A 12486-nucleotide genomic window follows, 5' to 3' on the forward strand; every position below is an offset into this window, starting at 1 on the left:
TTAGTCTTTCCGGCAAAGGGCGCATATTGGCCCTGTCCCAGGAAAGTCAGGCAGCCAAATGCCTCTGCCCCAACAGGCCGGAAAATCCGGCCAGACCGCGTCGGCCGAAGCGCCGAACTGGAACCTCAATCCGCTGCACAGCCCGGATCGCGACGTCGCTCGCCGCACCTTCCTGCGCATGGTCAGTCACGAGCTGCGCACGCCGCTCAACTCGATCATCGGTTTCGCTGAAATCCTGCGCCAGGAACTGTACGGGCCGCTGGGTTCGCCGAACTATGTCGAATATGCCGGCATCATCCAGGACAGCGGCAAGAAGCTGCTGGCCCTGTTCAACAACTTCATCGAGATCGTCCGCCTGGAATCGGGCGGCGACCTCGTGCCCGCCCCCAATCCCGTCCTGGCCGCGCTGGAAGACTCGGTCTCGCGCGTCCGGCCGTTCGCCGTGGCGCGCGGCGTATCGATCCGTATCCGCCTGCTCGACGAAGACCTTGAAGCCAGCTTCGATCCGCGCGGCCTGGCCTCGTGCCTCGACCAGCTGCTGCACAACGCCATCGACTTCACGCGTGAGGGCGAGGATATCGAACTCGATGTCACGGTTGGTGAAACCACAGATATCTCGATCTTCAATCGTGGCCCCGCGCCCGACGCCGCCGAAATCGAACGCCTGATGCTGCCTTTCGAACAGGGCAACGCCGAAATCAGCCGTCCCCGCCAGGGCGCCGGCCTCGGCTGGGCCATCGTGCGGCTCAACTGCGAAGCCATGGGCGGCCACTTCCGCGTCGAAACGCGCAAGGATGAATGGCTGAACGCCATTCTCAGCTTGAAGGCCTGCTGACGACACGGTACGGGAAGCGCGTTTCCCGCTTCCCGCAAGGTCACCATGTCCGAATTCCAGTCCCGCCTTGACGACCTGCTCGAAGAGTTCGACCTGTTCGACGACTGGGAAGAGCGCTACCGCTACATCATCGACCTCGGCAAGGACATGCCGCCGCTCGACGCATCCGAAAAGACCGATGTCACGCGCGTCCTGGGCTGCGCCTCGCAGGTCTGGCTGGTCATCGATCCCGCTCCGGCAGGCGTCCTGAAATTCCGCGGAGAATCCGACGCCTTTATCGTCAAGGGCCTGATCGCCGTGCTCAAGCGCCTGCTCGACGGCCTGCCCTATACCGACATCCAGGACTTTTCCATCCGCGACACGCTGCACCGGCTGGGCCTCGACGAAGCCCTGTCGTCGCAGCGCACCAACGGCCTGATCTCGATGGTCGAACGGCTGAAGCGCGCGACGGCCTGACGGGCGGCTTATTTCCAATTTTTAAGAATTACACGCCCCGAACTGCGCGGGCTGACCCTTTACGCGCCTGAAATAAGGATTCAGTTCCGAAACGCCCCGAACGTCAAAATCGTTAGTCAAAACCGGTCAAAACGCCTTGATCGCAGGCTTATGATGTAAGGGCCTCTTCCGAAGCCCGGGCCTATGGTTAAGAGCCTCGGCGCGACCGAAAACTTATGCGTCTTCACTTATTATCATCGGCGTTGTGAACGGCCGTGACCGCAGGGGAGTGGTCGCCGCCGGGCTTCCAGACCGATGAAAGACATCCCCATGGCACAGACCTATTCCATCACCGAAGACATCGCCTACTACACACCTTACGGCCAGGGCACGACGCCGGTCGTGCGGCCGTCGCACCTTTTGCGCGACAGCCTGATCGCCGCGGCGGCAGCCCTGGTATTCGGCGGCGCAGCCATCACCTATGGTGTAAGCCGGCTGCCGGCCGTCGAACAGTTCAAACCGGCCATCACGCCGATGAGCTTCGTCATCAGCGACGCGGAACCGCGCACGCCGATGGAAACCCTGCCGCCCGACATAGCCCAGCAGGCGCGGAGCCAGCCCGTCCACGTCAATGCGACGGTCACGGCGCCGGACATCCCGGCCGCCCTCTATGCCGAGCCGGCCAGCCGTGACGCGCGCCCTGACGACACGCCTCAATCCGACAGCGATGCGGCAGCGCCCGCCGATACAGCGGCCGGCCCGTCCGACGCCATCGCCGACGATCCCCCGCCGGAGCCGGCGCAGACCACAGACCAGATGTAGATATGAAAAAGGGCGCCGCGCAGGCGCCCTTTTCAATGGACCCTGCTGACCGCTTGCCGCACCTGCGCGCTGCGGCTAGGTTGCCGCTTTCCGGAGAAGCTGCCCGTGTCCCTCTCGCCCGCCCTGTCGAGACGCCTGATCGCGGCGGCGGTGCTTTTGCTTGCCGTCCTGCCGGTGCTGATGGTGGCGGTGCCGCCCCTGCTCGACTACCCGAACCATATGGTTCGATTCTGGCTGCTCAGCGGCGCGGCAGACACCGCGCCCCTGTCGCGCTTCTTCGCTATCGACTGGGGCCAGACCGCCACCAATATCGGCATGGACGCCCTGGCGGCGGTATTGGGGCATCTCTTTCCGGCCGAGATCACCGGCCGCATCGTCCTCGGCCTGTCGGCCCTGTTGCCGCCGGCGGGTACGGTGCTGCTGTCGCGTCAGGTGCACGGCCGCTGGTCGTGGTGGCAGCCCATGCTGTTCCTGCTGGCCTGGCCGCTGGTGCTGCTGACCGGCTTCATGAGCTTCCAATTGGCGCTCGGAACCGCGCTGTTCTGTGCCATCCTCGATGAAAAGCTGAAGGATCAGCCGCCATGGGCATCGCTGGCGCGTCGGACGGCCCAGGTCGTCGCCGTCGTCCTGGTCCACCCGTTCGGCGCCCTGCTCTATCTGGCCCTGGCATTGGGACTAGCGTCAGGCCGCGACCTTGGCCCCCTGCGGCAGAAGCCGTCATGGCAAGGACTCGGACGGCTGGCCGTAATGACGAACCTGCCGTTCGGCCTGGCGGCAATCCTGATCGTGCTGCGCCTGGCCCTGGCCGGCGGGGCGCCCGATTCCGGTTTTCCGGAATTCATCTGGCAGGACGGCTTCTGGCAAAGCCTTGCGCCCGCACATATTGCGGCCATGCTGATCGAGCCGCTGCGCTCGTACAACCTGCCGTTCGATATCGTCTTCCTGGTCCTGCTGATCCTGCCGGTGGCCGCTTCGGTCGCCCGCCGCCGTCTCGATATTCACTGGGGTCTGTTGCTGGCCGGCGCCGGTTTCCTCCTTCTGGGCCTGTTCGGCCCGCAGGACATCAGTTCGACCAGCCTGGTCGATTTGCGCTTTCTGACCATGGCCCTGTTCGTGCTCGGTGCGGCGGTCCTGCCGGAGACGATCGAGGACCGGCGGCTGGCCGTGGCCTTGCCGCTGGCGGTCGTGGCGATCGTCGGCGCGCGCGGATTATGGATGGGGGGAATCTGGCAGGCGCGCCAGGCCGACATCGCGTCCGTTCAGAACGCCCTGGCCCCGGTCCCCGCCGGCGCGCGGGTCATGCCGATGATGCTGCCGGCCGATGATGTCAGGGAACCCCAGGGCCGCTATCTCGGTGACATTACGCCGGCTTTCGAGCACCTGCCGTCGCTGGCCGTGCTCTACCGCCATGCCTACGTGCCGACCCTGTTCGCCCAGGCCGGCAAGCAGCCGCTCAGCGTGCGCGAACCGTTCAACGAGGACAACGAACCCTCGGGCGGCGTCCTCGGCAGCCCGGACGATGTCGCCAGCAACAACGGCCATGCCGCTGCCTACCTGCCCCATTGGCGCAACGAATTCGACTATGTGCTGATGATCAATGCCGATGTCGGCACAGCCACCGCGCCGCCGGGCACCTGCCTGGTCACGGACCAGGGCTTTGCGCGGCTCTATCGCGTGAGTCCCGCCTGCTGATATTATGCCGTTCTTAACGGGTTGGGACCTAGGCTAATCTTCCAGTTCCAGAGTCCAGGCAAAACGCATGGCTGAGCAGAATATGTCGCGGTTCGAGCCCGCCCGCCTGCTGGTCGTAGACGACGATCCGATCCTGCGCGAATTCGCCGTGGCCAACCTGACCACCTCAACCGTCACCGTCGAGACCGCCGAAAACGGCGAACTTGGCTGGCAGCGCCTGAAGAAGGGCGGCATCGATATCGCCCTGGTCGATCTCGAAATGCCGGTCATGGACGGCTTCGGCCTGATCACGGCGATCCGCGGCAGCGACAAGCTCTTCCCCCTGCCCGTCGTCGTCGCCACCAGCCGTAACGACATGGAGGCCATCGACCGGGCTTACAGCGTCGGCGCCACGGCCTTTACGCTGAAGCCGCTGAACTGGCGTGTGGTGTCCTATCAGCTGTCCTACGTGCTGCGGAACAGCCGCGAGGAGGCACGCGTGCGATCCAATGCCCGGACGCTGCGCCATCGCCTGCGCGCCCAGGACGAGGTGGTCAGCACCTGCCAGCAAGGCGTCGACGACCTGATGCGCATCATCCTGGAGGACATGCAGTCGGTCGCGGCCTCGGCCGACACCAGCGCCGTGCGGACCTGGACGCGCATCTTCGGCGAGGTCGACAAGTTGCGCGCCAATATCCAGGAAAAATCGGTCCGGGTGCGTTAAGCCGCTGCCGGGCAGAAGCTGTCCAGAAACGCCTGCAACATCGGCAACGTCTTCACGAAGCCGTCCAGCTGCGGTTTGACCTGATCGAGCAAGTGCTTCAGCTCGTCTGTACCCAGCCGGTCGGTCAGCGCATTGTAGCGCGACGGCCGGACCCCCATGCCCTCGTAAACCGAATACCAGGACGGCGAGCGGAACAGCTCCTCGGGCCCGACTTCGCGCAAGGCGCCTGAAGCCCGGAAGACATCGATTCGCGCCTTCAGGCTTTCCGGAACCGGCAGGCTGGTAACCCGGCGCCAGAATTCGGTATCGCGGCGCTGGCTGACGCAATAGTGCAGGATGATAAAGTCCTTAATCTCTTCGTAATCCGCATAGATCCGGCGGTTGAAATCGGCCTGAAGCGCCGGATCGAAGCTTTTGTCGGGGAAGTAGCGGAAGAAGAAATCGAGTGTACGATAGACCAGATGGATCGCTGTCGATTCCAAAGGTTCAATAAAACCGGAAGCAAGACCCAGGCTTAAGCAGTTGCCGTGCCACACTTTTTTACGGATGCCTGTGGTAAACGGCACGATCATCGGGTTAGTCAGCACCTTGCCTTCGACCTGGCGCAGCAACGCCTCGGTCGCTTCGGCATCCGTAATATGGTCGCTGCAGAAGACATAGCCGTTGCCCGCGCGCGTCTGCAGCGGAATGCGCCAGCGCCAGCCTGAATCTTGTGCATGCGAAATGGTGTAGGGCGGCGGCGGACCGACGTTTTCGGTCTGGCAGACAACCGCGCGGTTACACAGCAACTGGTCGGCCCAGCTTTCGTAACCGATGCCCATGGCGCCGCCGATCAGCAGCGCCCGGAAGCCCGTACAATCGACGAAAAGATCGCCTGCAATCACCTCCCCCGACTTGAGAGTCAGCGACTTGATCTGTCCGTCGGCGTCCAGGTCGATGCCGGAAATCATGCCTTCGGTCCGTTGCGCCCCGTGCGCCTCGGCATGACGGCGCAGATACTGCGCCACAAGCCTGGCGTCGACATGCAAGGCATAGGCCGCCGTACCGATCGGCGACTGCGCGGCCTTGAACGGCAGCATGAAGCGGCCCTGACCGGCCATGACTGAGGCTGGCGCGAAGTCCTGGAGCTCACCGGCATACCCGGCCATCTTCGCCTTCAGCCAGCAATGATAAAAGTCGTTCCCGTCGATCGGTTGGCCAATCTGTCCAAAAGGATGGAAATATGCGTGGCCTTTTTCACGCCAGTCGGGAAACTGGATGCCCAGTTTGAAGCTGGCCTGAGTCTTCGCGATGAAGTCCTGTTCGTTGATGCCAAGCTTGCGGATCAGTCCCAGAAACGGCGGGATGGTCGATTCCCCGACGCCGATCGTGCCGATGTCCTCGGACTCGATCAGGCTCACATGTACGTTCGGCATATGGACGGCAAACAGGGCCGCCGCCAGCCATCCGGCGGTACCGCCGCCGGCAATGACGATATTCCGGATTTCATTGGAAGTGTTCATGTCACGCACTCCGGGCCGGCGCCGCATTGCGGGCCAGACGGTTACAATGGTCGATGAAGGCCTGGTGCATGGGCGCGGCCTGGACGGCGGCGTCGATGCGATCGCGGATCGCCTTCAGGTTCAGGTCGGCTTCGATGTCCGACAGCTGGCTCGCCGCCGGATCGACGCTGTCGGGCCAGACGTCGAAGCCGGCATAGATGGCCAGCCACGACGCCGGATGGAACATCTCCCAACGATAACGCACGAAGTGGCCGCGCGAGCGGTAAAGCTCCATCTTTCGCGCCAGCGTATCGGGCACCTCCATGTCCGCCGCCTGGCACCAGAAGTCGCCGTCGCGCTGGTTCAGCTTGTAATGCAGGATGATGAAATCGCGCGTCCGCTCGAACTCGCGCTTCGCCATGTCATTGTGTTCATCGATCGCAACGGGATCGTAGCCGTCGACCGGCAGCAGCATGTGCAGGCGCTCGATGCCCGTCTGGACCAGGGCGATACTGGTCGATTCCAACGGTTCCAGAAAACCGGAAGAGAGCCCGATGGCGACACAGTTCTTTTCCCAGGCGCGCTCGCGCCGGCCGGGACGAAAGCGAATGATGCGCGGATCAGTCACCGCCTTGCCCGGCAGGGTCTCGGCCAGGATCCGCACCGCTTCGTCATCGGACATATGGGCGCTGGAATAGACATGACCGTTGCCCGACCGGTGCTGCAAAGGAATGTGCCACTGCCAGCCGGCCGGGCGCGCCATGACCTCGGTAAAGCTGTTGGGGGCATCCACGCGCTCGCTCTGCTGTGCCACCGCGGCGTCGCAGAACAGCCAGCGGCAATAGTCCTCGTAGCCCACGCCGAGCGCCTTGCCGATGAGCAGCGCCTGAAAGCCCGAGCAATCGACGAACAGGTCACCCTCGACGACCTCGCCGCTGTCGAGTTCCAAAGCTTCGATAAAGCCGGTCGCGGGCGCGAGGCGCACGTGCTTCAGGACGGCGTCGATGCGGCGTACGCCGGCCTTCACCGCAAAATCACGCAAATGGTTGGCGAACAACCCGGCATCGAAGTGCAGCGCCCAGTCGAACTGCGTCCAGGTCTCGCGCGACGGCGACGGCAGGGCGAACCTGCCGGCCTTGGCCAGGGCCGCGCCCAGGGCATAGTCGTCGAGCGGTCCCGGGTTGGCGCGCCCGCGTGCAGCGTTGAAGATGTGATGGAATTCGGTCGCCGCCAGGTCCTGGCCGAAGCCGCCGAACGGGTGGATGAAGCGGCTGTCCTCGCCTGCCCAGCCCGAGAAGCGGATACCGAGCTTGCACGACGCGTTGGTGGCGGCGACGACCTCGTAATCGGTCATGCCCAGGCCGTGATAGAAGGCGCGCAGGGTCGGAATGGTCGCTTCGCCGACACCGATCGTGCCGATGGCCGACGATTCTATAACCGTGATCTTGATACCCGACCGGCGGTAGCGGTGGCCGAGCGACGCAGCCGTCATCCAGCCGGCGGTCCCGCCGCCCAGGATGACGATATGGTTGAGGCTTCTGTTGCCTTGCATGATGTTTTGTCCGCGGGCTCTGTTGGCCCTTTTGCGAAAGGAAAAAACTCCCGTGCGACCGTCTTAAGCAAGTCGCACGGGAGGGGTACCGTGCCATGAAGACACCTCAGTTGGGGAAGAACGGACCCCGGGCGGGGAGACCGCGCCGGAACGTCCAGATCACATGCCGGACAGGGCATGTGAGAGGTATCGGGCATCGACCGCGAAGCGTCAGGACAACGCGTCGGACGGCCGATGCCCGAATCTTGTGCGCTCAAGCGCCGCACGAGCGGCGGCGTGCAGTCGCACGCTGCCGGGCTGCGAAAAGCTAAGCTTCCCGCAGGCCGGAGGCGCTTACCACTTGGCGCGGATGCCGACGGTGTAGCGCGACTCGAATTCGTTCTCGTAAGAGAACTGCTTCGACTTGCCGAAGTGGTAGTAATACTTCTCGACTTCACCGGTGACGTTGGAGCCGTTGAGGTACAGCGACAGGTGATCGTTGATGTTGTACGTCGCGTTGAGGTCGACGAAGCCGGTCGGATCGGCGAAGGTCGGCACGTTGGAATTGCCGTTCAGCACCGAAACGCTGCGCAGACGTTCGCTGCGATAGTTGTAGGCCACGCGGACCTGCAGCTTTTCGTCCTGGTACCAGCCGACCAGGTTGTACAGGGTCTTCGAGTTGTCGACGAAGGGCAGGCGCTTGCCGTCGAGACCGACCTGCTGGGCGTGGCTCGGCGACAGGGTCATGTTTGTGTCGACCCCGAAGTTCGAGAACAGGCCCGCGTCCCAGAAGTCCTTGAAGGCGAACTTGCCGCCCAGTTCCAGACCCTGGACCTGGCCGCCCGAACCCTGCAGAGGCAGGTTGATCTGCACGACGCCCGAACAGGTGTTGTCGCTGTTCTGATAGTCGCACGGACCCGACAGTATCTGGCCGGGGGTGACAAAGCTCTTGATGTCCAGGTTGAACAGGGCCAGGTTCACCATCGACGCGCGGCCGAGATAGTATTCGGCCGAGAAGTCGGTGTCGGTCGAACGCCACGGATCGAGGTTCGGGTTGCCGCCGAAGCTGACCGAGGTCACGACGCGGCGATTGTGCGCCGGATCGTCATTGGTGGCGATCGAAACGCCGCCGCCATAATTGCCGAGGTCGAGCGGCTGCATGGTTTTGGACCAGGCGAAGCGCAGCTTCAGGTTCTCGGTGACGTCGGCGTTCAGGTTGAACGACGGCAGCACGTCGACATAGTGGCGTTCGGAGACCTGATCGCCATTGTCGAAGTTGTCGTCGCCGTACGGCACGGCCACCGGCGAGGTCACGTTCTGGCGGACGCGCAGGTTGGTGCGGATGACGCGGACGCCGACATTGCCGCTGAAGATGCTCTTTTCGAACTCACCGGCGACATAGGCGCTGTCTTCCTTGAGCTGGACGTCGAACGACTGGCCGGGGACCGGGGTGCGGACCGCCTTGCCGAACACCTTGTTCATGAAGGCTTCTTCGTCGTCGAACGCCTTGGGATCGACCGCCCAGAAGCCCGGAATGCCCGAAGCCGTCTTGCCGCCCAGCCCCGTGACGAAGGTCACCGGGTTGTAGGTGTCGAGCGCCGTCGGCTTGTTGACCGTATAGCCCTGGAAGATGGTGGCGGGCGCGCCGGCCGAGTGATCGGAATTCGGTACGTATTCGCCGGCCGAACACAGCGGGTTGTTCATGACGACGTCGATGGCTTTCCACTGCGCCGCGCAGCCGGCGGCGCCGACCGGCACGGGATTGCCGTGGCTGTCATTGATCATCTGGACGCCGGTATTGGCGTAGAAGGACGAGAACAGGTGGAACTGTTCGACGTCCACGCCGCGCTCCGACGTGCGGACGCCGGCATCGACCTTGGTGAACAGGCCGAACAGCTTTTCGTCGAACTTGTAATGACCGTCCATGCGCGCGACCTGGAGGTCCGAGTGGGCGTCGTTATTGCCTTCGGACGAATAGGCCGCGACCTTGTACGAGCCGAGATTGGCCATGTAGTCGGCCGTCGACTTGCCGGCGCCGAGGCCGCCCGTGCGCGCCATCGGGTCTTCGAAACCGCTGAAGGCCAGCGTGCCGCCGCTCGAATTGACGTGCAGCAGCGGGTTCGACTCGTAACCCAGCGGGTTCGGATTGAGGTAGCAGCCGCCGGCCGAACCGGTGATGCTGTTGGACCGCTGCGACGCCGGGTACTGCGAACAGATCGACGACGGATAGAAGGTGCCGCGCGTCCGGTCGTTGGCGTCGCGGAACAGGGTGAATTCGTTCGGCGCAGCCGACGAATATTGCCAGTTCGACAGGTCGCCCTGGACCTGGCCGTTCATGCTGAGACGGTGGGCGCGGCCGCCGACGAAGCGGCTTTCCATCGTGAACTTGCCGCCGTTGTCGTACTTCAGTTCCAGATTGAAGTTGGTGGCGTCGTTGTGGTTGGTGCGGTTGACGGTGAACGAGTTCAGCCACTGCGCATTGATGTCGTACTGCGACACATTCCACCATGGCGTGCCGTTGCCGTCGGCAAGGCCGGTGTCGGTGTGGGCGGTCGGGGTCAGCCAGGTGCCGAAGGCAGCGCCGTCCCAGCGGTTCGAGATGTTGAGGCCGACGGCGCGGTTATGCTCTTCCAGGTGCGTGTAGAAGGTTTCCGCCGTCAGCGTCCAGCCTTCGCCCAGCTTGGCCTGGAAGGCCGCGTTGACGCCCGTGCGCTTGCGCTCTATGGCGCGGTTGTAGATTTCGAAGCCGTGCGGCGAGATATAGTCTTCCGCATTGCCTTGCCCCCAGTCGTTTTCGGAGAAGACGCCGCCGCCGAAGCCGGAATAGTTGTTGCCGAGGTTCGAATCCGAGGCGGCCGCCGTGACCAGGAAGCCCACGCGGTCGTTACGCCAGTTGAACAGGGCGTTGACCGAATAATCGTTGCCCTTCGTATAGTCGCCGCGCGACCGTTCGGCGGCGCCGGTCAGGGTCACGCCCTTGGCGAACTGGAACGGACGGCGGGTCTGAAGGTCGATCGTGCCCGAAACGCCAGCCAGCGGCGTACGCGGATCGGTCGACTTGTAGACCACGACGCTGTTCAGCAGCTGCGACGGCACATCGAGGAAGTTGGCCTGGGCCTGGCCGATATTGCCGGCCGACAGATACTGTTCGCCGTTGAACAGGGTAATCGTCTGGGCCAGGCCGCGGATGTTGACGGCGGCGCCTTCACCGGCGTCGCGGACGATCTGCACGCCCGACACGCGTTGCAGGCTGTCGGCGATGGTGACGTCCGGCAGCTTGCCGATGTCTTCGGCCGAAATGGCGTCGACCTGGGCGATGGCCTTCTTCTTCAATTCGACGGTGCGCAGCTGCGAACCGCGCACGCCCTTGACGATGACGACCTGGTCATCGGCAGGTTTGGCGGGAGCCGTTTCGGCCTGCGCTGCGGTCGCGAGCGCCAGCATCGAGACGCCGGTACACAAAAGCCCGCCCAGCGCGATGCGACTGAGCGTCTTGGACTTGGTAACTGACATGGTTCTTTCCATCCCTTGGTTCCTGATCAGTTGGAATTTCCGCGCACGGCTTTGTTACGCGTTACCCTGCGCACGCGGTTTGAATGTCCACTTGGACATTGTCTATTTGTCTTGCAGACAATTTCTCGAACCCGTGGATTTGATCCGAGTTTCTATAACGACCCTGCTTTTTTATGCTTTTACCGCCCTGTGCGGGCAATCGCCTGCCTCTGAACGTTGACAAATGGGTGGGCTCAAGTCAATAAAAATGTCATCGATGTCATTTTGACATGGACAAAATGGACAGAAACCTGTCCATATGTTGCAGCGTTGTCACAGAACGGGCCAGGGATGGACATGGGATCGCTATTGAAGACGGTTTCCCCACGGAAAGTTTCGAACTAAGGTGGAATCGGGCGTATCGAGAATTTCCATGTCGACCATTTATGACGTCGCCGAGTTGGCCGGCGTGTCCGCGAAAACCGTATCCCGCGTGCTGAACGACGATCCGGCGGTGAAGGCGCCGACGCGCGAACGCGTGCGCAACGCCATGACCAAGCTCGAGTATCGGCCGAACAGCCAGGCGCGGTCACTGCGCAAGGGCGAGAACAAGTCGGTCGGCATGCTGCTGGAGGATCCGGCCAGCGGCTACCAGGGCCGCTTCCACCACGCCATGCTGATGGCGTCGATGGAGACCCAGAACCACCTGGCCATCGATCTGTTCGCGCCGGGCCGGACCGATTTCCCGCGTGAGGACATTGCGCGCTTCGTCGCCGACGCCCAGTTCAAGGCCATGGTGCTGTTGCCGCCCCTGTGCGACTACGGCCCGCTCAAGACCTTCCTGAAGGACCACCATGTCCACTGCGTGCTGATCTCGCCGACCACGCCGGACGACCACTATCCTTCGGTCAATATGGACGACCGCAAGGCGGCGCGCGACGTCACCGACTACCTGCTGTCGCTCGGCCACAGGAAAATCGCGCACATCGCCGGCCACCCCGAACACGCCGCGGCCTTCCTGCGCCGCCAAGGCTTCAACGAAGCCTTCGACGCCGCCGGCATCCCGCGACCGCCGAAGGACTACACCGTCGAAGGCCTGTTCAACTTCAAGTCAGGGATCGAAGCGGCGGAAAAGCTGCTTAGCCTCAAGGACCGTCCGACAGCTATCTTCGCCTCCAACGACGAAATGGCCGCCGCCACCTGCTCGGTGGCACACAAGAAGGGCCTGCGCATCCCGGAAGACCTGTCGGTCGTGGGTTTCGACGACGCGCCGATCGCTTCGGCCGTCTGGCCGGCCCTGACCACGGTGCGCCAGCCCTATCTCGACATGGCGAAGCGCACCCTGCAGATCCTGAACGCCGCCGGCGATACGCTGCACCGCTCCGACGTCCAGGAACGCCACATCATCCCGCACGAGCTGGTCGTGCGCGAATCGACGGGCCCGGCGCCGGCCGCCTGAACCTCACCGTTTGGCCCCTTGCCCGCCCCGCCTTTC

9 protein-coding genes are annotated in these 12486 nt (G+C 63.4%); 6 read left to right on the forward strand and 3 right to left on the reverse strand.

The features are described 5' to 3' along the window. Positions 1 to 58 precede the first annotated feature (58 nt). From AB8717_RS17040 to AB8717_RS17060, 5 genes are all read left to right on the forward strand, one after another. On the forward strand, positions 59 to 835 hold the full coding sequence (locus AB8717_RS17040; RefSeq protein WP_443748509.1) for a sensor histidine kinase: 777 nt from the start codon (positions 59 to 61) through the stop codon (positions 833 to 835). 45 nt (positions 836 to 880) lie between these two features. Then, a complete protein-coding gene (locus AB8717_RS17045) occupies positions 881 to 1291 on the forward strand; it encodes a SufE family protein (protein WP_443748510.1) in 411 nt (136 codons plus the stop codon). A 309-nt stretch (positions 1292 to 1600) separates the two neighbouring features. After that, the gene (locus AB8717_RS17050) at positions 1601 to 2092 is read left to right on the forward strand and encodes a hypothetical protein (protein ID WP_443748511.1); all 492 of its coding nucleotides are present in this window, start codon (positions 1601 to 1603) and stop codon (positions 2090 to 2092) included. 105 nt (positions 2093 to 2197) lie between these two features. Continuing rightward, a complete protein-coding gene (locus AB8717_RS17055) occupies positions 2198 to 3784 on the forward strand; it encodes a hypothetical protein (RefSeq protein ID WP_443748512.1) in 1587 nt (528 codons plus the stop codon). Positions 3785 to 3851: 67 nt separating this feature from the next. After that, a complete protein-coding gene (locus AB8717_RS17060; RefSeq protein ID WP_443748513.1) occupies positions 3852 to 4487 on the forward strand; it encodes a response regulator in 636 nt (211 codons plus the stop codon). On the opposite strand, the gene AB8717_RS17065 is transcribed toward AB8717_RS17060, so the two are convergent. The 3 genes from AB8717_RS17065 to AB8717_RS17075 form a co-directional block, all read right to left on the reverse strand. After that, on the reverse strand, positions 4484 to 5989 hold the full coding sequence (locus tag AB8717_RS17065) for a tryptophan halogenase family protein (protein WP_443748514.1): 1506 nt from the start codon (positions 5987 to 5989) through the stop codon (positions 4484 to 4486). The genes AB8717_RS17060 and AB8717_RS17065 overlap by 4 nt on opposite strands. Position 5990: 1 nt before the next feature. Further along, on the reverse strand, positions 5991 to 7520 hold the full coding sequence (locus tag AB8717_RS17070) for a tryptophan halogenase family protein (RefSeq protein ID WP_443748515.1): 1530 nt from the start codon (positions 7518 to 7520) through the stop codon (positions 5991 to 5993). A 333-nt stretch (positions 7521 to 7853) separates the two neighbouring features. Further along, positions 7854 to 11012 carry a TonB-dependent receptor gene (locus AB8717_RS17075; RefSeq protein WP_443748516.1) on the reverse strand — a complete coding sequence of 1053 codons (3159 nt, stop codon included), beginning with the start codon at positions 11010 to 11012 and terminating at the stop codon, positions 7854 to 7856. Positions 11013 to 11424: 412 nt separating this feature from the next. Between AB8717_RS17075 and AB8717_RS17080 the strand changes: the two genes are divergently transcribed. Then, positions 11425 to 12450: a LacI family DNA-binding transcriptional regulator gene (locus AB8717_RS17080; protein WP_443748517.1), complete on the forward strand. Its 1026-nt coding sequence runs from the start codon at positions 11425 to 11427 to the stop codon at positions 12448 to 12450. The last annotated feature ends 36 nt before the right edge of the window (positions 12451 to 12486 follow it).

The organism is Asticcacaulis solisilvae (genome assembly GCF_052327315.1).
Lineage (GTDB): Bacteria > Pseudomonadota > Alphaproteobacteria > Caulobacterales > Caulobacteraceae > Asticcacaulis > Asticcacaulis solisilvae_B.

What these genes read in the sequence shown, in the direction of transcription:
- AB8717_RS17040 (WP_443748509.1), top strand. Translation starts at nt 59, where the DNA reads ATGCCTCTGCCCCAACAGGCCGGAAAATCCGGCCAGACCGCGTCGGCC.
- AB8717_RS17045 (WP_443748510.1), top strand. Translation starts at nt 881, where the DNA reads ATGTCCGAATTCCAGTCCCGCCTTGACGACCTGCTCGAAGAGTTCGAC.
- AB8717_RS17050 (WP_443748511.1), top strand. Translation starts at nt 1,601, where the DNA reads ATGGCACAGACCTATTCCATCACCGAAGACATCGCCTACTACACACCT.
- AB8717_RS17060 (WP_443748513.1), top strand. Translation starts at nt 3,852, where the DNA reads ATGGCTGAGCAGAATATGTCGCGGTTCGAGCCCGCCCGCCTGCTGGTC.
- AB8717_RS17065 (WP_443748514.1), bottom strand. Translation starts at nt 5,989, where the DNA reads ATGAACACTTCCAATGAAATCCGGAATATCGTCATTGCCGGCGGCGGT.
- AB8717_RS17070 (WP_443748515.1), bottom strand. Translation starts at nt 7,520, where the DNA reads ATGCAAGGCAACAGAAGCCTCAACCATATCGTCATCCTGGGCGGCGGG.
- AB8717_RS17075 (WP_443748516.1), bottom strand. Translation starts at nt 11,012, where the DNA reads ATGTCAGTTACCAAGTCCAAGACGCTCAGTCGCATCGCGCTGGGCGGG.
- AB8717_RS17080 (WP_443748517.1), top strand. Translation starts at nt 11,425, where the DNA reads ATGTCGACCATTTATGACGTCGCCGAGTTGGCCGGCGTGTCCGCGAAA.